Below are 19,743 nucleotides of genomic sequence, written 5' to 3' on the forward strand. Positions count from 1 at the left end.
TTTTGTCGAGGAGGCTTACTTGACGGAGACCGGGACGGTCACTTCGCCGGAGCCAAAACCCTTCAAGAAGAGGGTGCCTGAACCGGGTTTACCACCGGTGACATTGATCGTTGCGCTGGTGCTGCCGGCAGGGACGACGACCTCGGGCATGATCACGCTCTCGGGCGCGTCGGTGGTGACGTCCAGCAACAGACCGCCGGTTGGGGCTGGGTTAGGCAGCGTGAAGGTCAGCGACTGGGTCTGGCCGCGGGTGAGCGAGAGCTCGCTGGGGCTGACGGTGAGCGCGGTGGGGTCGACCCGGAAGGTGCCGATAGGCGAAGTGCCATTGGCGCTGATCAACTCGACTTTGTAATTGCGGCCGGCATCGACCGCAGGGACGAAGAAGCTGATCGAGTTCGGCGAATCAAAAACGGTGCGTGCTGTGGTGCCTTCGAATGAAACGGTGTCCTTCGCGGTGAACCCGCGGCCGAGGATGCTGATACGCGCGCCGACTGGACCGCGGTTGGTTTCGAGCGAGAGCACGTAACGACCGACGATCTTGGAGTGGATCACCTCGGTGAACTCTTCGCGGTCGCGGATCACGCCTTGTTGTTCAAATTTGTAGTTAACCAAGAAGTAGTACGCGATCTCGTTGCGACCGGCCGGCAGTTGGTAGTCGAAATCGTAGATTTTGTTGCCGAGGTCACTCGGGCGCATGGGAAAGCTTTGCCCGTCAATGATGATGCGTACGGCCAAGCTGCTGGAGATGATGTTGATCGACTTAGGCGTGATCCGCGTGGAGATCGTGTAGATCTGCGACGGGTTTTCAGGGAGTACGCTTGGGGTAAGGTTGGTGATGCCAACGTTACAGCCGGTCAGGATAAAAAGACCGAGGGCGGCACTAATCGAGAGGGCGATGCGTTTAGCGCGGTTAAAGCGGTTGTGATACATTAGGATTTTGTGATTTAAAAGTCGGTGCATACGCAACAGAAACCCCGGACCTTGGCAATGAGCGAAATAAATCCACTGTCCGTAGCTGGCAATCAGGTCGGTCCGTTGGGCCTTTATGTGCATGTGCCTTTCTGTTCGTCCACTTGTGATTTTTGCGCCTTTTACCAGACGGCGCCTACCGCCGATGGCATCAGCCGTTACATGCAAGGTATCGATGCCGAGGCGGACTTGGTTGAGTGGGGCGGTCGAAGGGTGGAAACGGTTTTTTGGGGTGGCGGCACGCCTGGGCTGCTCTCGCCAAAAGACATTCTAACGCTGGGTTGCATCGTGCGCTCTCGTTTGAATGGGGGGGCTGCCGAATGGACTGTGGAAATGGCGCCTGCATCGGTCACCCAGGCACGTTTAGCCGCACTCAAGGAGATCGGCGTGACGCGGATCTCGATGGGGGCGCAGTCCTTCCAGCCAGCGTTGCTTGACGGGCTGGGGCGCCAGCATACTCGAGAGCAAATTTTTCGTGCTTATGAGCGTATCCGCGAGGCGGATTTTGCCAGCGTTAACATTGATCTGATGTTTGCCCTGCCCGGCCAGGACGAGGCGGCGTGGCTCACCGACTTAGGCGAAGCCTTGGCCTTGGCGCCCGATCACCTCTCGACCTATTGCCTGACTTTTGAGGAGGACACCAAGCTTTGGGTTAAACTTTCCAAGGGCCAGGTGAAGCTGGACGTGGAGCATGAAGCCCGCCTTTACGAAACGACGTGGGAGCGCCTGGAGGCTGCCGGTTACGGGCAATACGAGGTGTCGAATTTCGCGCGTTCCGGCCACGCCTGCCTTCACAACTTGAATACGTGGCGCATGCATGAATGGGTCGGGCTCGGGCCTTCGGCCGCTTCGCAGCACGCGGGGGTTCGCGGCGGCAATGTGGCCGATCTGGCGAAATGGCATGCCCACCTTGCCCTCCGTGACCGGGTCACCGAGGATCGCGTCGCGTTGACCCCGAGCTTGCTCGCCGAAGATGCGCTGATCTTTGGCGTGCGCATGAACGCTGGGGTCAATTTGGCGGAGTTAAGCAGGCGGTTTCCTTCTGCTCCTTGGAGCGCGGTTGAGTTTCAGATCAATCGGCTGCAGGAGGCCGGTGTTGCTGAGGTAAATGGAGGGCATCTGCGCCTAACGCCACGGGGGCGTATCATTGCCGATGCAGTGGGTGCTGAAATCATGGATGCCTTCGCAGATACGGCGACAAAGTGAAGGCTGCGCAGGGTCGCTCCTTGCCACGTGGGAATCTTCCGACCAAAGCCTTTAGAGCTTATGAAAAACCCCGTTCGCTTTCTGTCGGTTATCTTTAGTCTCACCGCCCTGCTTGGGGCGATCGGCTGCAATACGTCGAGTAAGAAAAAAGACTACGACACCATGGTCGCGCGTTTTTTGATCGAGGCCGATGAGCGTGAGGCCTTTGCCACGGTTACCCTGCCGATCAGTGGCGTGCAGATCGCGGTGAACAGCAAACCCATCGTGACTGAATTCGATTACACGGGTGTTTCGCTCGCGCAGTCCGATCTTGGCAAGTTTCTGGTCTTTACTCTGACCGCCGATGCGGCGCGTGACGTGTATCGATTTACCGGTAGCAACCAAGGTAAACGGCTCGTGCTTTTCATCAACGACAAGCCGGTCGGTGCGCGTATGATCGACAGTGCATTCAACACGGGTTCGATTGCGGTGTTCGCCGCGTTACCCGAGGAAATGCTGCCCGAACTGGTGAAGAACTTGGACGGGACCTCGGTTGAAATGCAGAAGAAAATCGCCAAGGCGAAATAAGCGGTGAAGTCGTCCCGTTTTCCCTGGTTCTTACTGGCACTCTGCCCTGCGTACCTGTGGGCCGCGGAACCGAAGCTGGAGTTGGCGTGGCCGACTCCGAACACGGCCTACGCTGAGGGCAAACCGATCGACGCCTATGTGCAAGCCACCGCCTCGGGCGAACCGGCCTCTGGACTTTTTGGCTGCGCCCGCAGCGGCGGCCATCAGTTCCATGAGGGCATCGATTTAAAGCCGATCAAGCGTGATGCCCGCGGCGAGTCCAGCGATGAAATCTTTGCCGCTATGCCTGGCGTGGTGCGCCACATCAACGTCCGCGCCGGGGAGAGTAATTATGGCCGCTACATCGCCATCGAGCATGCCGAGGTGCAGCCACCGGTTTATAGCCTCTACGCCCATTTAAGCGCCGTTCTGCCGGGCTTAAAAGTGGGGAACGCCGTTAAGTCAGGCCAGGTCATCGCCACCATGGGGCGTACTTCTGGAGGCAGTACAATTCCGCGGGAACGCGCCCACCTCCATTTTGAGATCGGCCTGTTGGCCACACGCCAATTTCAGTCGTGGTACAGCTGGAAAAATTTCGGCAGTCGCAATGAACAGGGGCTTTACAATGGGATGAATTTGCTGGGGCTCGACCCCATCGACTTTTACACCCAGTTCCGCTCCGGGCGCGTCACCGGCTTCGTTGATTATTTCGCACAACTCCCGGCGGTCGCCCGGGTGCGAGTCGCTACCTCGCTGGTGCCTGACCTGGTGCAACGCTATCCCCAGTTGCTCACCTCCGAGGTGCCGGCTGCTGGCGTCGCCGGCTGGGAGATCAAGCTGAGTGCCACCGGCCTGCCATTTTCGTGGAAGCCACTCTCAGCTACTGACGTTCTTGGCTGCCGAGCCAATGAGGTGAGGGTATCCGAGGTCGATGCTGAGGCTCTGCGGCGTTGCCGTTGCAAGTCCATCGCTGTTCTCAAGCGCGGGCAATACGTGCCGGGAAGTGATTTGACGACGATCCTTCAGCTGGTTCTTGGCTTACGTTAACAGAACTTAACCCCTGCCTTGGACCGGTAATCTGCCTCTGCACCAAGTGTATCTCAGTTTCTGGCCGACCTTGGTGCATTCAGTTTTTTCTGGCGCGAAACAACGAGGAGGCCATGGCGGGTTAACCAGAAATCCTGCATTGATCGGCGCGATCTGATTCAAACGTACCGGGCGATGTCCATTCGCTCGTTCAATCGAAGCCCACTGTTGAATGTACCTTGGCGGGGTGCGCTCGATGTTTTCGCAGGGGAGTGCCCAAGGCCTCAGTCGAAAAATGCCGGAAGTCGATAAATCAGCTGTGGGGGAATGAAATTCCGTTTTTGCGCCCCCTGAGTGCTTCGCGAGGTAACCAGCCGTTTTGCTGCCGACCCGGATGATGGGCCTCGCGAAGGCTTCGAACGAGGCACCGGGTAGATGCTGGGCCTATCACCTACCCGATCTTCCTCGTGTTACTTGCGCCCCTCGGCGGTGTTTTTTGCATTGGCTGCCTCGGTGGCAGCCGAGTTAAGCTGGTCCACTTGGAGGTAGTAATGCTCACGGCGCTTGTAGTCGGATGGCAGGATGGCCCGCTTGATAAGATCGGGCTTGATGAGGGCGAGCGCCGCTTCGCGTTCCGACTGCGCCTTCAGGGCGGCCAGGCGGGCGGCCTCGCGCTCAGCTGCAAGTTTTTGCTCCAGTTCGGCGGCGGCGATTTTGGCTAACGCGCTCTGGCGGGCGGCTTCGGCGGCGGCGGCTTCGGCGGCGCGCAACTCGGCGGCGCGCCGATTATTGGCTAAAAGTTCGGCCTCGGCCGCTGCCGCCTTTGCACGCGCTGCGGCGGCTTCGGCCTGTTCGGCCTCGGCTGCCAGGCGTGCCGCAGTGGCCCGTTCGATCGCCCTTTGGCGCTCCTGTTCGGCGGCGGCAAGCACCTCGGCCTCCTTACGGGCTTTTTCCTCTGCCAACCGCGCGGCTTCCGCCTGCGCCGCTGTTGCCTCCCGCTGGCGTCGATCGGCATCGGCTCGATCCGCTGCGAGTTGCAGCTCAGCCCGCTCGAGCGCGGCCTTTTGCTTGTAGTGGCGGAATGCGAAGATGCCGCCAATGCTGAGTAAAAGGACTAGGATTATGGCTAAATATCTTTTTTTCATGTTCTTATAAATTTAAGCGGAATTTTAATCAGTAAGCCGCACGGGTGTTAACCCTTGGCCTGGGAGCCGATCGTGCAAACGCTGATGGATGGGATTGAGCGAGACGCATAAGGTGTTCAAGCCAAGCTTTAGACCATTCAATTAGCTCCTGTTTCCCTCAAGCCTTGCGAAACACGCAGAAGAGGCTCCTGCAGGGACATCCCTGTTGCCAATTCGCCCTTTTGGGGCTAATAAAAAACCCACTTCTCATTGCTGGAAAGCGGGTTGGTAAATTGGAGGCGCGAGCCGGAATCGAACCGGCGGTAGAGCTTTTGCAGAGCTCGGCCTTACCACTTGGCGATCGCGCCTAAAACGATCGAGGGCGAAACGTGGGCGAAGAAATCCGCGTTCGCAAGTACGGAAACAAAGGTTTTTTTACGTCCCTAAATACTTCTGCAATTGGTGCGTCGGCTTACCTCACCTCGACTTGCCACTGGCGCGATTGCTTACTCCCAGCCAGATGGACCGTGTAGCGGCCGGGTTTAAGGGCTCCGCCGGGCAGGGTGATAACCACTGCGCTTTCCTTGGAGCGCGCGGTGAGTTCGCCGCTGAGAGGTTCGAATTGAGGGACGATCACCACGCTGCCGCCGCGCACAAATACCTGCGCGCCGCCGAGCTGGTGCTTTTGGTCGGACGAGGCACAGGTGAAAACGACCGGGTAGGGCAGCAGCGTGGTCGTCTCGCCGGAGGCCGTCACTGAGCCAAACGAGAGCGGTAACTGAGGGGGCTCAACCAGGGTTGTCGAGAGCCCTTCGGTCAGGCCGGCTTCGGCGTCGGTCACGGTGGCTAGGCGCGTCAGTGCGCGCACGAGTAACTGCGGGTCGGCGGGGCGTTCGGCGGAGACGTTGATCCGCTGGTAGCCGGCATCGAGTAGGCGCATGACGTTGGCCCGCTGCTTGGAGTCTTCGTAGGGCTCAAAGGCAGGAGCGGCCTTGCGGTATTTGAGCGTCAGCACCGTGTAGGGAATGATGCAGCCTAGGATCACCAAAAAGACCCACTTCATGGGCCAGGGTTTGCGGTTGAGCGGACTCGACATAGGGCGCGAGTGAAGGGGGGCGCACCTGCAAGGCAAGGCGGGACGTGGTTTGCCGCGGGTGCGGAGCGGTGGGCTGGGGAGGCAGGGCTCGCTTGCGCTGCGGGTGGGGCTGCGCGCAAATAATGCGCACGTTTCGGCAAGTTAACGGCGGAACACAGGCTTGCGCTTGCTGGTCAGAGGACGCTTGCTCGCTAGGTCAACCGAACATCAATTCCCTATGAAACTCATCATCTCCATCATCAAGCCCTTCAAGCTTGAGGAAGTTAAGGAAGCTCTCTCCTCGATTGGTATCGAGGGCATGACCGTCACCGAGGTCAAAGGCTTCGGCCGCCAGAAGGGCCACACCGAGATCTATCGCGGTTCCGAGTACACCGTGGATTTCCTGCCCAAGGTGAAGATCGAGATCGTGGTGACCGACGACATGGTGACCAAAACCATCGAAGCGGTCGTCAAGGCCGCCAAGACCGGCAAGATCGGCGACGGTAAAGTGTTCGTTCTGCCCATCGAAGAAGCGGTGCGCATCCGCACCGACGAGCGCGGCGACGCTGCAGTTTGAGCATTTCTGCTCAGCTAGGCTGGTCCAGACCGGTTCCGTCCCTTTACGGAGCCGGTTTTTTTGTGCCCGAATGGTTTTAGGGGTGGGCGGAGTAGATGCCACGGGTGGTCCGCCATGGGTCGAATGCAATGAGGACATGCCTCCATGCATGGAAAATGCGTATTTTTGCGCACGGGTTTAGGGTGGTCGGAGAAATAATTTGGGAAATAATGGGTATTTAAATAATTATAATTTAATAAATTATAGTATTAAGTGAAAATTATTCATTAGTGTTATGCGCATGGCCTGAGGTTTGCTTAAGGATGATCCGTTCATGAAGACCACACTTAAAACCATCCTTTGTTCGCTAGCCTTGGCTGGCGCATCGTTCACTGCCTACGCGCAGGAAGCCGCTCCGGCTCCCGCCGTGGCTGCCGTCGCTGCCGCGACTGCGCCTGCCGTTGCCCCGGCTGACGCCGCGTTTACCGCCTATGTGAATAACACCGATCCCGGTGCCGCCCTCGCGGGTGTCGCCGGTCCCGGTCACAACGGCTTCATGATGATCTGCGCCGCCTTGGTGCTGTTCATGACCTTGCCCGGCTTGGCGCTGTTCTACGGCGGTCTGGTCCGCAAGAAGAACGTCCTCTCGGTCTTGGCGCAGTGTTTGGCCATCACCGGCCTGGTCACCATCATGTGGTGGGCCTTCGGTTACTCGCTGGTGTTCGGCAAGAGCTTTAACAGCGCCTTCCTTGGCGGTACTGAGTTCTTGTTCCTCAAGGGCGTGACTTCTGCGCCCAACACCGATTACGCCTACTGGATCAGCCAGAACGTATTTTCGATGTACCAGATGATGTTCGCTATCATCACACCGGCCCTGATCGTCGGCGCGATTGCCGAGCGCATGAAGTTCACCGCCATTATGCTCTTCGTCGCCATCTGGATGGTGGTCGTTTACTTCCCCCTCGCTCACATGGTTTGGGGCGTAACCGGCTGGATGAATGGTGTCTGGAACGGTGACGCGGTTATCCGTGCGATCGACTTCGCTGGTGGCACCGTGGTGCACATGAGCTCCGGTTGGTCCGCCCTGGTGTTGTGCATCATCCTCGGGCCCCGCCTCGGTTTCGGTAAAGAAAAGATGACCCCTCACTCGATGGTTCTCTGTATGGTCGGTACCGGTATGCTCTATGTCGGCTGGTTCGGCTTCAACGCCGGTTCGGCCCTCGCTGCTGATGGTGTCGCCGCCAACGCCTTCATGACCACCATGATTGCTGCCGCCGTCGCCGGTTTCGTCTGGGGTATGATCGAGTTGGTGTTCCGTGGCCACGCTTCCATCCTTGGTTTCTGCTCGGGTGTTGTCGCCGGTCTCGTTGTGATCACCCCTGCTGCCGGTTTTGTTGACTCCACGGGTGCCGTCATCATCGGCGTGATCGCCGCGATCGTCCCCTATATCTTCTGCACCAAGCTCAAAGCTGTGTTCGGTTACGACGACGCCCTCGACACCTTCGGTGTGCACGCGGTCGGTGGTACCATCGGCGCGCTGATCACCGGTGTGCTCGCAACCTCCTCGGTCAATGGTAACCTCACGGATGCCAACGCTTACGCCAAGAAAAACGGTCTCGCTGAATTGGTTGCCAATGGCGGCCTCTGGCTCGAACAGCTCAAGGCCATCGCCCTGACCCTGGTCTTGTCCATCGTCGCCACCATCGTCATCGCCTACATCGTCAAGGCCATCGTCGGCCTACGTCCGACCACCGAGGTTGAGCGTCAGGGGCTCGACATCAATGAACATGGCGAAGAAGGTTACGTGAACTAATTGACGCCATTTCAGTTCCAACTAATTAAAAACTTACATGAAACTCATCATCTCCATCATCAAGCCCTTCAAATTGGAGGAAGTTAAAGACGCCCTCTCCGCGATCGGTATCGAAGGTATGACCGTCACTGAGGTCAAAGGCTTCGGCCGCCAGAAAGGCCACACCGAGATCTACCGTGGGTCCGAATACACCGTGGACTTCTTGCCCAAGGTGAAGATCGAGATCGTCGTCACCGACGACCTCGTCACCAAGGCGATCGACGCGATCGTCAAGGCCGCCAAAACCGGCAAAATTGGTGACGGCAAAGTGTTCGTGCTCCCCATCGAGGAAGCCGTGCGCATCCGTACCGACGAGCGCGGCGACACCGCTGTCTAAGTCGCGAACGCTTACGTTCTCCATACAAAAAGCCCCGTCGCTGGACGGGGCTTTTTTTATGCCGTGAGGCTGAATATCGAAGCGATAGAAAGTAGCGCAGACTTCTAGTCTGCTCACTGGAGTTTGGCCCCTGACTAGTCGAACGCAGATCAGCCGAATCCTTGAGCTCACGCTCAAGGCCACATGATTCGCGAACACACCCCTTGTGGCCTTGAGCGTGAGCTCAAGGTCTGGAGTTTGGCCGTTTAACCTGAATTCCGAAGTTCAAGCCAACCACAGATTACACAGATTGCACAGATACAATCCCTTAGGAGGTAAACGGACTCAGCTTGATCCCCTTTTTTTCATCCTGTCTTCAAATTCAGTAACACTCTGTTATCTGTGCTCATCTGTGAATTCCGTGGTTAAAACTTCGGCGTTCAGGTGTGCGACCATGAAACTAACAACCATAACAGTGAAAGTCTGTTCGGCCGAATTTAACGATTCGCGGTCGAAGGGCCCGGTCACGGATGCAGGCCGCGAGGCCTCGCCGGAAAGCACGACCGTGTGCCCGAACCAGTCAGCCGCAACGAAGGTGAACCCCATCCAATGAGCTCCGTTACCGAAACAACCGACGAGTCCAGCCGCTACCTGAACGGTGAAGCCTGCAAGGATCGGAAAAGGCAGTCTCGCAAAGACGTAGGACCTAAATCGTTGATTTCCGATCAACACGTCGGCGGAGTCAGCGGGGGCGGCGGGGTGGGAAAGGTCGTTAGGTTAAGTGGTGAGACCTGCGGCGGTGGGGCGTCTTGCGATGCCTCAACCACCGGCACAAGCGCGGCAAAACCTCGTAAGGCCGGACGGGCCGTGGCAGGAGTCGGAGACCTCCATAGTAGTGATGATCTAGCGGACATTAAAACCGCCGGGGAGCGAAGGGAGGGCACTTGTTCCCACGCATCACAGAGCGGCAAAGGACCCGACGATGGCTGGGGTGATGAACTCTGGATAAAAACGTCACCGAAGGTTCGGAAGCTGCAACGTGTGCTATATCGGAAAGCAAAAGCGGAGCCGCATTGGCGGTTCTATAGTTTGTATGGAGAGCTGTATCGGCAGGACATTCTGTCGGATGCGCTCGATCAGGTGATCGCCAATGACGGCGTGCCGGGAGTGGACGGGTTCGAGGTGGAAACGCTCGCAAAGAACGAAGCCTATCGGGCGGCATGGCTGCTTGCGCTGGCGGAGGAAATGCGAACGAAAACCTACCGACCCAGTCCGGTCCTGCGCGTCTATATATGGAAGGATCAGGCCAGGACCAAACGTCGTGCGCTGGGCATCCCTACGGTGAAAGACCGGGTGGTGCAAAGCGCGGCGGTGATCGTGTTGCAGCCAATCCTAGAGGCGGACTTCCATGACCATTCCTACGCCTACCGGCCGAAACGTCGGACCCATCAGGCGATGGATAAGGTCAAGGAAGCCATGCTGAGCGGAAAGGTGGAGGTGGTGGACGCGGATTTATCGAGCTACTTCGATATGATCCCGCACCGCGAACTCCTGCAATTGGTGGCCAAACGGGTGAGCGATGGGAGCGTGTTGCGTTTAATAAAAACGTGGCTGCGCGCACCCATCGTGGAAGAGGACCGGGATACGGGGTGCCGCAAGGTGCTCCCGAACCGGTGTGGCACGCCGCAAGGCGGAGTCATCTCGCCACTACTGGCGAACCTCTACCTCAACGACCTCGATCATGCGGTGAATGAGAAGTGCGAACAAAAGCCGACGATGGTGCGTTACGCCGACGACCTCCTGATCCTGTGCAAACCGGGTCAAGGGGCGGGGCTGCAAACGCGACTGAAACGGTGGCTGGAGGCACGTAAGTTAAAGCTCAACGAAGAGAAAACCCGACTGGTGGATACACGAAAGGAAGGCTTTGAGTTCCTCGGTTTTTCCGTCGCATGGCGGCAAGGCATGAAGAGCAAACGAAGATATCCGCACGTGGAACCCAGTGCGAAAAGTCTGGCCAAGTTACGCGACAAAGTGCGGATGGAGCTAGATGTGCGAACGCGCAACCAACCGGCGGTGGCGGTGGTCCGCAAGGTCAACCAAATCACTCGCGGTTGGGCGACGGCGTTTCATTACGGCAACAGCACGCACGTGTTTAGTAACCAGCAGGCTTTTGTGCGCAACCGGTTGCGGCGGTGGCTGTGGCGAAAGTATAGCCGCACCCACGGACTCTTCGAGTTCTTCACCGACGACCGTTTGCATGGTCAATACAAACTATGGCACTGGCCGCTTACGGCGGCTTGGAAGCAATGAACTCCGCTGAAACCAAACCGAAAGAATGGGGACTCGGTAAGCCGTGTGCGGGAAAACCGCTTGCACGGTTTGACGAGGGGGAGGGTCGCGCTGACGGGTTACCGACGCGCGGCTCTCTCTACTCTACTTAACTCGTGCCAAGAACCATACAGGTGCTGCGCATCATGTATGGCGATCTGAGCTGATCACTCCGGAGAGTTTCGCAGACTTCGCAACAGCCACCCTCACGTCAACGAACTCATCGAAACCCATGCCGTTGCTACCTGCGGTACGATTCTACCTTAGCTGGGGGGGGGCGGATCTCAATTCGTTTTGGGGCCAAACTCCAGAGCGCAGACTTCTAGTCTGCTCAGGACGTTTTTAACACCAGAAGCAGACTGGAAGTCTGCGCTACTTCGGGACGCTAAAGGCCAATTGGTTGAATCAACTCGCCTCGGTGAGCTGCCCCGCCGCATGGCGGATCGTGCGCTGGTAGGCGGTCAGGCCGGGGTCTTCGGTGGTGTCCACCAGCGCGGTCAGAGCGATTTGCAGGGCCTCGGCGTGCTGGCCAAGCGCGTGCAGAGCGAGGGCGAGAAAGATGTCGAACTCGCGGTTGTCGGGGAACTGGCGCTGGCCGGAGCGCAGCACTTCGGCTGCGCGAGTGGGTTGCCCAAGCCCGCGTAAGGTATTGGCTAAACCGATCAGGGCGTTTGCGTGTTCGTTGGGCGTGAGGCCGAGGGCCACGGCTTTTTCGTAGGCGGGCAGGGCCTCGGCCAACTGGCCGCTGGTTTCCAGCGTCCAGGCGAGCTGGTAGTTGATCTCGGCCACGTTCGGATAACGGGCGTCGAGTTTGCGCAACAAGCCCAGTAGGTGCTCGGTTTGACCGCCGTGACGGGCACCAATCAGGACGTCGAGTTCGTGTTTCCAGGCGGACATGGGCGGGAGGAGGCTGAAATGACCAATGACCAATGACCAATGACCAATGACCAAGGGCCAATGACCAAGGGCTGAAGTTATACTGAGGGTACGAGAGGTGTCGCGGAGGCCACGGAGTGAGGGCTGTGCAGGGATCGAACTCTCCGTGATCTCTGTGCCCACTCTTGTGCCCTCTGTGTAACGGGTTTGGTTCTTCCTTAGGCTCCCGCTTTCTTTTCGATCTTCACCGGCAGGGCGCGGGTTTTGATCTCGTTGACCAAGCGCTCCAGGTATTCGGCGAAGGGCAGGGTGCCTTCGTCGCCCTTGGCGCGGCTGCGCACGCTGACCGACTTCGTTTCGGCTTCCTTGGCACCGAGTACGAGCATGTAGGGGACTTTTTCCAGTTCGGCGCGGCGCAGCTTGGCACCGAGCTTTTCGTTCCGGTCGTCCAAAGTGGCGCGCACGCCGGCCTGACGGAGTTGCGCGAGTAACTCAGGGCCGTAGTCGCCAATCTTGTCGTTGATCGGGGCAAGGCGAACTTGCTCGGGTGCGAGCCACACCGGGAAATCGCCGGCGAAGTGTTCAATTAACACGCCGCAGAAGCGCTCCATCGAACCGAAGGGCGCGCGGTGGATCATCACCGGACGGTGCTTTTCGTTGTCTGCACCGATGTAGGAGAGGTCGAAACGCACGGGCAGGACGTAGTCCACCTGCACGGTGCCGAGCTGCCATTCGCGACCGATCACGTCTTTGATGACGAAGTCGATCTTCGGTCCATAGAAGGCCGCCTCGCCGGGTTCTTCGGTGAAAGGAACCCCGAGGGTCGCGGCAGCGTTGCGGCAGGCGGCTTCGGCGATGTCCCATTGCTCGGGGTTGCCGGCGAACTTTTTGCCGTCGGGATCACGCAGACCGACGCGCACGCGGTAGTCGGCCATACCGAGGGTGGAGAGCACGGTTTTTACCAGCGAGAGACAGCCTTGGACTTCTGCGGCGACTTGTTCCTCGGTGCAGAACAGGTGGGCGTCGTCCTGGGTAAAACCACGCACGCGAGTCATGCCATTTAACTCACCGGACTGCTCCCAGCGGTAAACGGTGCCGAACTCGGCCAGGCGCACCGGCAGGTCGCGGTAGGAATGCGGCTGCGAGGCGAAGATCTTGATGTGGTGCGGGCAATTCATCGGCTTCAGCATGAAACCGTCGAGCAGCTTAGTCGGATCCATCACGCGGTCGGCGGTGATCATTTCCTTGCCCACGCGCTCGTTGAGGGCGGCGGCGAAGGGCGCGGAGACGGCCTCGAGGCGGGCGGTCATCTCGGCGCAGCCGCAGCCCTCGCTGGCGATCTGGGCGAGCTGGTCGGGCTCGGGAATGGCGGGGAATTGCGACTCCTTGTAATAGGGGAAGTGGCCCGAGGTTTTGTAAAGGGCGAGCTTGCCAATGTGCGGGGTGAAAACCTGCGAATAACCCTGCTTGCGCAGCTCGTCGCTGATGAAGTTTTGCAGCTCCTGGCGGAGGATGGCGCCGTTGGGCGTCCACAGGATCAGGCCTTGGCCCACGTCTTCGTCGATGTGAAAAAGCTTGAGGTCGCGACCGAGTTTACGGTGGTCGCGCAGTTTAGCCTGCTCCATGCGCTCAAGGTATTGGGCGAGTTCTTCCTTGGTCGGGAAAGCGGTGCCGTAGATGCGCTGGAGCTGCTTGTTCTTCTCGTCGCCGCGGTGGTAGGCGCCGGCGATGGAGAGCAGCTTGAAGGCTTTGAATTTGGAGGAGTAGCGGATGTGTGAACCGGCGCACAGGTCCATGAACTCGCCGTTCTGGTAAAAGGAGATTTTTTCGCCCTCGGGAATGTCGGCGAGACGGCCGAGTTTGTAGCGCTCCTGGCCGCGCGACTTGATGATTTCGGCGGCCTCTTCACGGGAAACTTCTTTGCGGATGAACGCCTGGTTTTCCTCGGCGACCTTTTTCATCTCGGCCTCGATTTTGGGCAGGTCTTCGAGGGTGAGTTTTTGGTCGAGATCGATGTCGTAATAAAAGCCGGTGTCGGTGGGCGGACCGATGTCGAGCTTGGCATCGGGATAGATGCGCAGGATGGCGGTGGCTAGAATGTGGGAGCCGGAGTGGCGGAGTTCTTCGAGAGGAGACATCGACATGGTAAAAGGGGGATTAGGAAACGGAGACGGAGTGGTTACACAGAGAGCACCGAGGAGGCACAGAGATCACGGAGAAACGTAACTAGGTCGGGTGATTTTAAGTCGTGGCGGCTCGTGGTGATAAAGGAGTTTGTTTTGTTCTCCGTGGACTCAGTGCGACCTCAGGGTCCTCTGTGTAACGGATCGATTGGGTTTATTTTTTAACGGGTTCGAGTGAGTAGCCGTCTTTGCGGTCGAGCATCGACCAGCCGGCGGCGGTGAGCTCTTTGCGCAGTGCGTCGGCACCGGTGAAATCTTTGGCCTGCTTCGCCGCCCAGCGCTTTTCGGCTAGGGCGGTGATCTCGGCGGGTATTTCAGTTTTGGCTACGACCGGTGCGGCCAGGTCGAGGCCGAGGGCGAAAATCACGCGCTCGAAGGCGGCTGGGCTGCTGTCGGTCGCGCCGCGGTTGATGAGCGTGAACAGCGCACCGAGGGCACCGGGGGTGTTAAGGTCGTCCTGCAGCGAGGCGAGCACGGGGCCGAATGGATCGGCGGTGCCGGCGGGCGTAAGCTGGGCGCGGAAGGCGCGCAGCGTGGACAGCGCTTTTTCGGCGGCGGGAAGCGCGTCTAGCGTGAAGTTGAGCTGCTTGCGCGGGTGGCCTGCGAGCAAGGCGTAACGGAGCGCGGCGGGGGTGAACCCTTTGGCTTTGAGGTCGTCGAGCGTGTAGAGGTTGCCCAGCGACTTGCTCATCTTTTTGCCGTCCACGAGCAGGTGTTCGCTGTGGTACCAGTGGCGGGCAAAGGTGGTGCCGTTGCAGCATTCACTCTGGGCGATCTCGTTTTCGTGGTGAGGGAAGAGCAGGTCCACGCCGCCCGTGTGCAGATCGATGGTTGGACCGAGTAACGCTTTGCTCATGGCGCTGCACTCGATGTGCCAGCCGGGACGACCTTCGGCGGTACCGCGAGGGCCGGGCCATTTAACGTCGCCGTCCTCGGGCTTGTGCGCCTTCCACAGCGCGAAATCACTCACGTCTTCCTTTTCGTCGGCATCGGCTGCGGCCGACTTGAGGGTGGCGCCGACCTGGAGTTCGCGTTCTTTGACCCGGGAGAGCGCGCCGTAGCCGGGGTAGGAGGCGACCTTGAAATATACCGAACCATCAGCGGCGCGGTAGGCGTTACCTTTTTCCATCAGTACCTCGATCATGTTAACCTGCTCGCGAATGAATCGAGGGTCGGCGGCGCGGGGCTCGTCGTGGGGGGGCAGGCAGTTGAGCGCGGCGCAGTCGGCGTGAAATTTATCGGTCCAATGGCGGGTGACCTCGGCGAGCGGGCGGCCCTCTTCGCGGGAGCGGCGGATGGTTTTGTCGTCCACGTCGGTGAGGTTGCGCACGTGGTGCACCTTGGTTTTGCCGAACTCGAGTTCGAGCAGGCGGCGCAGCAGGTCGTTGACGACAAACGTGCGGAAGTTGCCGATGTGCGCGGCGGCGTAGACGGTGGGACCGCAGTTATAAAAACGGAAAACCCCGTCGGCCTGCGAGGGGAGGAGTTCGCGGGCCTCGCGGGTGAGCGAGTCGTGGAGCTGGATGGCCATGGAAAAAGGAAGGTAGTGGGTAACAGGTTTAGACCGGCGGCGGAAAGGTGTTTTTTGGGCACATAGCGTTTTGTCCAACGTAAGCGTCAGGTCTCCGCCCTCGGATGAGGGCGGGGAACGATTTGTTCCCCACATCTGACGGCCACGCGCATCCGATCTTTAGTTTTACGGCGTCCCTGCTGCAGGAGTTCCGCCCGCAACCAGTGAACGGCTCAACAGTGTCATGCCGCCAGGGATCTTTGGGGCCTTGCGAACAACCGGAATTGATAAAACTCGCCCTGACCACCTTGGCATTATGACCTTGGTATTATGACACTACAGGTTGTGGTTGGTGGAGTCACGTAAATACCCATATAGCAATAAACACCGTGGCTACCTCGCCGCCCGCTCCGGCGCAGCAAGCCTGCCTGCGGACGCTAGCGCCGCAGAGTTGTTGCCCGCCGCAGCAGGTGTGCCGCCTGCTCGCACCGCCACCGCTCCCCGCCGACGCCCAGCCTGGCGCGACCTCATTCGCCAAGTCTGGGGCGACGATCCCTTGCGCTGCCCGCGCTGCTCCGGCCCATTGCGCCCCAGCGCGGTTGTCAAAACCCCTGCGGCCATTCTCGCCACCCTGACTACGCTCGGTCTAGACGAACGCACTTTGCCACCTGCCAACGGCCCGCCGCCTCCCGGAGGCGAGGTGCTGGTGGACGCCGCCAGCGGTACTCGCCATCCAATCGCCCCGTCGCCTTGCCCGACGCGCCTGCCGTATACCCAAACCCGCCCAGAAAAACTCCGCTTCCGCGCCGAGATGGCCCCCGCTGGCCAAGCCTATGACCAACTCGGCTTCGAGTGGGGCCCTGAGTGGGTCGCGACCGACAGGGACGCAGCACAAGGCGAGCTTTTTGGTGACGACTCCTGCCAACCGGATGCACCCAACGATGAGCCGATTTTCTGGCTGGAACCTGCCGCTGACGGCGCAAGTTTTTATCCCGACGAAGCACCCGCCGACGAGGGTGTTCAGGCTGACGCACTCCAAGGCTGAGCGGCGGCGTTAAAAAACGGCTCAACGCTTCGCGCCTTGACGCGAGCGGAGGCGGAGCTTTGCCTACGCGGCATGAGTAGCCGCCCGCAAACCACCCCAAAACGGCTTGGAACGTGGTGTTTTCAATTGGGGCGTTCGTTAAAACAACGAGTTTTGCAAAACCGAAATCCAAACCTGCCGGCCCGAGCACCGGCGCTAGGTTTTCATGCCCCGTTCACGCTGTAAAACCACGTCCGGCTCATGGTCTACAAAATCCAGTTTCCTATCAGCAACCGATCCGCACTTTTAATAGCCCTCTTTTTGGGCCTCATGAGTCATTCCGCCTTGGCGGATTTTGAGAAAGGCATCGCAGCCTATCAGGCGGACAATTTGCCCTTAGCCTACAAAGAGTTTCGTGATTCGGCCGAAAAGGGGCACATGGAGTCACAATTTAACCTAGCCGTGATGTTTGAGCAAGGTATCGGGGTACAGAAGGACGATGCACAGGCCTTGGAATGGTACAGCAAGTCCGCAGCGCAGGGGAATGCCGGTGCCCAATTTAATCTTGGGGTGCTGTATGAAAATGGTCGTGGCACAGCGGTGGATTTCGCAAAAGCCAATGCCTGGTATCGCAAGGCCTCAATGCAGGGCGATGCGATGGCGATTGGAAACTTGGGCATGTTATATATACGTGGCGACGGCGTGAAGGCCAACATGGTTGCAGGCGTGGCGCTGCTTCTGGTTTCCGCGACCCTCGATACATCCCCTGAGAATTTCGCCCGACGAAACCTCTCATCAACCCGTGGCTTGACGCCTGATATAGTCGCCGCAGCGCAGGCCCTTTCTGATGAAATGACCAAAGGAAAAAACTTACTATTTCCGCTGGATGCCTACTTAGCAAAAGCACAAAAACCGTAACACAACGAGGCGGAACGGGGACTAATACCATTTCGGATTCAAATAATTACAAATGAACCGGTTTGCCGCTAATGAACGCTAATAGCCGCTAATAAAACCATGCTTTCATTGCTTCTGAATTAGCCTAAATCCGGCAATAGAAACTAGCCAAAAATCACGCAGGTGATTGTTTGGCTGTCATATGCCGCCGTTTTTACCGCCGGAAAAAGCTCACCCCGAGGGTGAGTCAGAAAACCCTGATCACAAGGCAACGCCAAGCGATGCCGCCGAGGTGTTGATTGTGGATACACCCGGAGGACGTTTTCGTGCGCAGTTCGCCCCAGAGTTGCCGGTGAGCCCCTTGGGGGCACTGGTGTTTTTCACGCAGTACTTGTGTGCGACAGGAGGCTTCGAGGCACTGGTTGCGGACACGCCGCTTTGTTACAGCAGCAACCGCGCACACCGCCCTCGCGACGTGATTGGAACCCTGCTTTTGGGGATGCTCTCCGGGCACTATCGCTACGCGCACCTCGCGGCCCTGCGCGGCGACGACATTGCCCCGAGCCTGCTCGGACTTAAGTCGATTGTCAGCGAGGATTGTGTGCGCCGGGCGCTGGCTCGCATCGGTGCCGAGCAGGGGCAGGACTGGTTGCGGCGTCACCTCGACCAAACCTGTCATGGGTTTTTGGATAACCAGTGGATCCTCGACATCGATGTCACCATCAAGCCCATCTATGGACGTCAGGAAGGTGCCAGCATCGGCTATAACCCGCAAAAGCCCGGACGCCCCAGCCACGCCTACCACACCTACTGGATCGCCACCTTGCGCCTGTGTCTGGACGTGGAGGTGCACCCCGGCGATCAATCCGCCGCCGGACATGGTTTTGCGGGGCTGTGGGCGCTCATCGACCGACTGCCAGCCGAGCGCCGGCCCCATCTTTTGCGCGGTGACTGCGCCTATGGCCAGGAGGCGCTGCTCAGTGAAGCTGAAGCGCGTAAACTCAACTATTTGTTCAAACTGCGCCGCACCGCCAAGGCCCGCGAGCTGGTGGCCGCGCTTGAACGCACCACCACCACCGCTTGGACCGACGCCGGACAAGGCTGGCAGGGCTGCGAAAGCTGCCTGCGCCTGCAAGGCTGGAACCGGGCCCGACGTGTGGTGGTCTTGCGCCGTCGCCTCAACGACCAACGCCACCCCCGGGCCCGCCGCCGCCTCGTGCGCGAGCAAGCCGACCACGCTTTGCTGCTGAACATCCCCGACGCGGCCGCCTGCGAGCCGATCATCTACGAACATCAGATCCTCGTTACGAGCCTGCCCTACGAGATCCTTACCCTTGCCACCCTGTATCGGGAACGTGGGGGCGCGGAAAACCCCTTCGACGAGCTCAAGAACCAGTGGAGCTGGTCGGGGTTTACCTCCCAGGAGCTAAACTCCTGTCAGCACGCCGCGCGTTTGGCCGCACTGGTTTACAACTGGTGGACGCTCTATCACCGCCTGCTTCAACCCGGTCAGCACCACGAGGCGGTGAGTACACGTCCCCGTCTGCTCTGCGGAGCGACCCGGCAGAGCGAACACTCCGGTCAACGCCGCCTGGACGTGCGCTTGAGCCATGCCGAGGCACCTCGCCTGAGTGAACTCATCACAAAGCTGGCCAGATGGTTACATGGTATCCTTCATAATGCGGAGCAATGGAGTGTCGCCCAGCGCTGGGGGCAAATCGTAGCGAGGATTTTACAGGAAAACTTCCCTGTACTCGGCCCTGAACCGCCTTTGGCCACCGCCCCAAGCTGATCGCGCTTCCGTTCAGCCTGCCGCAGCACTCTCCACCCTCATCTATCCGACGGGCAACGCCCGCCGGCCGCACTTTCTATTGCCGGATTTAGGATTAGCGTATCTTAACGTCATTAGCGGTTAAAAATTCCGTTGTTTGATGTTTGGCTACCTGGTTGCTGGTGCGGTGAGCCTGATTTCCAATCAGCAATAACCTCGCCGCGCAGGAACCTGCCCGCGTCAAAGAGATGTCCGAAGCGCACCAGTAATGGTTGTCCCGCTGCTCTGGCGAATTTAAATCCCGACAAGATAAAAAACCCACGCCCGCCACCGGCGAAGCTGGCACTCCAAAGAGAGAAGAATAATCGATAATTGGGGCGTTCGTTAAAACAACGAGTTTTGCATAACCGAAATCCAAACCTGCCGGCCCGAGCACCGGTGCTAGGTTTTCATGCCCCGTTCACGCTGTAAAACCACGTCCGGC

17 protein-coding genes and 1 tRNA gene are annotated in these 19,743 nt (G+C 58.9%); 10 read left to right on the forward strand and 8 right to left on the reverse strand.

The annotated features are described in order from the left end of the window. Positions 1-15: 15 nt before the first annotated feature. The gene (locus H2170_00745; GenBank protein ID MCS6298619.1) at positions 16-930 is read right to left on the reverse strand and encodes a cell surface protein; all 915 of its coding nucleotides are present in this window, start codon (positions 928-930) and stop codon (positions 16-18) included. A gap of 57 nt (positions 931-987) precedes the next feature. Between H2170_00745 and hemW the strand changes: the two genes are divergently transcribed. Genes hemW through H2170_00760 form a run of 3 tightly spaced genes read left to right on the forward strand, consistent with a single transcriptional unit; the run spans position 988 to position 3,768 of the window. Then, complete coding sequence (gene hemW / locus H2170_00750) at positions 988-2,175, forward strand: radical SAM family heme chaperone HemW (protein MCS6298620.1); 1,188 nt, start codon at positions 988-990, stop codon at positions 2,173-2,175. 60 nt (positions 2,176-2,235) lie between these two features. Beyond that, the gene (locus H2170_00755) at positions 2,236-2,742 is read left to right on the forward strand and encodes a hypothetical protein (protein ID MCS6298621.1); all 507 of its coding nucleotides are present in this window, start codon (positions 2,236-2,238) and stop codon (positions 2,740-2,742) included. 54 nt (positions 2,743-2,796) lie between these two features. Further along, complete coding sequence (locus tag H2170_00760; protein MCS6298622.1) at positions 2,797-3,768, forward strand: M23 family metallopeptidase; 972 nt, start codon at positions 2,797-2,799, stop codon at positions 3,766-3,768. A 449-nt stretch (positions 3,769-4,217) separates the two neighbouring features. On the opposite strand, the gene H2170_00765 is transcribed toward H2170_00760, so the two are convergent. The 3 genes from H2170_00765 to H2170_00775 form a co-directional block, all read right to left on the reverse strand. Then, positions 4,218-4,892, reverse strand: coding sequence for a chromosome partitioning protein ParA (locus tag H2170_00765; protein MCS6298623.1), 675 nt, complete (start codon positions 4,890-4,892; stop codon positions 4,218-4,220). A 273-nt stretch (positions 4,893-5,165) separates the two neighbouring features. Further along, positions 5,166-5,239 (reverse strand) — tRNA-Cys (locus tag H2170_00770). Between the two features lie 104 nt (positions 5,240-5,343). Next, positions 5,344-5,967 carry a hypothetical protein gene (locus H2170_00775; protein MCS6298624.1) on the reverse strand — a complete coding sequence of 208 codons (624 nt, stop codon included), beginning with the start codon at positions 5,965-5,967 and terminating at the stop codon, positions 5,344-5,346. Between the two features lie 217 nt (positions 5,968-6,184). Between H2170_00775 and H2170_00780 the strand changes: the two genes are divergently transcribed. The 4 genes from H2170_00780 to ltrA all read left to right on the forward strand — a co-directional run bounded on the left by H2170_00780 (position 6,185) and on the right by ltrA (position 10,980). Further along, on the forward strand, positions 6,185-6,523 hold the full coding sequence (locus H2170_00780) for a P-II family nitrogen regulator (protein ID MCS6298625.1): 339 nt from the start codon (positions 6,185-6,187) through the stop codon (positions 6,521-6,523). Between the two features lie 313 nt (positions 6,524-6,836). Further along, positions 6,837-8,315: an ammonium transporter gene (locus H2170_00785; GenBank protein ID MCS6298626.1), complete on the forward strand. Its 1,479-nt coding sequence runs from the start codon at positions 6,837-6,839 to the stop codon at positions 8,313-8,315. 37 nt (positions 8,316-8,352) lie between these two features. After that, the gene (locus H2170_00790; GenBank protein ID MCS6298627.1) at positions 8,353-8,691 is read left to right on the forward strand and encodes a P-II family nitrogen regulator; all 339 of its coding nucleotides are present in this window, start codon (positions 8,353-8,355) and stop codon (positions 8,689-8,691) included. Between the two features lie 588 nt (positions 8,692-9,279). Continuing rightward, entirely contained in the window at positions 9,280-10,980 is a 1,701-nt protein-coding gene (gene ltrA / locus H2170_00795) for a group II intron reverse transcriptase/maturase (protein ID MCS6298628.1), read from the forward strand. Between the two features lie 423 nt (positions 10,981-11,403). On the opposite strand, the gene H2170_00800 is transcribed toward ltrA, so the two are convergent. The 3 genes from H2170_00800 to H2170_00810 all read right to left on the reverse strand — a co-directional run bounded on the left by H2170_00800 (position 11,404) and on the right by H2170_00810 (position 15,588). Next, the gene (locus tag H2170_00800) at positions 11,404-11,895 is read right to left on the reverse strand and encodes a tetratricopeptide repeat protein (GenBank protein MCS6298629.1); all 492 of its coding nucleotides are present in this window, start codon (positions 11,893-11,895) and stop codon (positions 11,404-11,406) included. A gap of 197 nt (positions 11,896-12,092) precedes the next feature. Then, positions 12,093-14,018, reverse strand: a complete 1,926-nt coding sequence (locus H2170_00805) for a threonine--tRNA ligase (GenBank protein ID MCS6298630.1) — start codon at positions 14,016-14,018, stop codon at positions 12,093-12,095. Positions 14,019-14,211: 193 nt separating this feature from the next. Continuing rightward, complete coding sequence (locus H2170_00810; protein ID MCS6298631.1) at positions 14,212-15,588, reverse strand: cysteine--tRNA ligase; 1,377 nt, start codon at positions 15,586-15,588, stop codon at positions 14,212-14,214. A gap of 331 nt (positions 15,589-15,919) precedes the next feature. Here H2170_00810 and H2170_00815 point away from each other — a divergent pair, with 331 nt between their 5' ends. From H2170_00815 to H2170_00825, 3 genes are all read left to right on the forward strand, one after another. Next, positions 15,920-16,612: a hypothetical protein gene (locus H2170_00815; protein MCS6298632.1), complete on the forward strand. Its 693-nt coding sequence runs from the start codon at positions 15,920-15,922 to the stop codon at positions 16,610-16,612. Between the two features lie 240 nt (positions 16,613-16,852). Beyond that, entirely contained in the window at positions 16,853-17,509 is a 657-nt protein-coding gene (locus H2170_00820; protein ID MCS6298633.1) for a sel1 repeat family protein, read from the forward strand. A gap of 181 nt (positions 17,510-17,690) precedes the next feature. Beyond that, on the forward strand, positions 17,691-19,280 hold the full coding sequence (locus H2170_00825; protein ID MCS6298634.1) for a transposase: 1,590 nt from the start codon (positions 17,691-17,693) through the stop codon (positions 19,278-19,280). A 94-nt stretch (positions 19,281-19,374) separates the two neighbouring features. Here the strand turns inward: H2170_00825 and H2170_00830 are convergent, their stop codons facing one another. Continuing rightward, the gene (locus tag H2170_00830; protein MCS6298635.1) at positions 19,375-19,695 is read right to left on the reverse strand and encodes a hypothetical protein; all 321 of its coding nucleotides are present in this window, start codon (positions 19,693-19,695) and stop codon (positions 19,375-19,377) included. Positions 19,696-19,743 lie beyond the last annotated feature (48 nt).

The organism is Opitutus sp., from assembly GCA_024998815.1.
Lineage (GTDB): Bacteria > Verrucomicrobiota > Verrucomicrobiia > Opitutales > Opitutaceae > Rariglobus.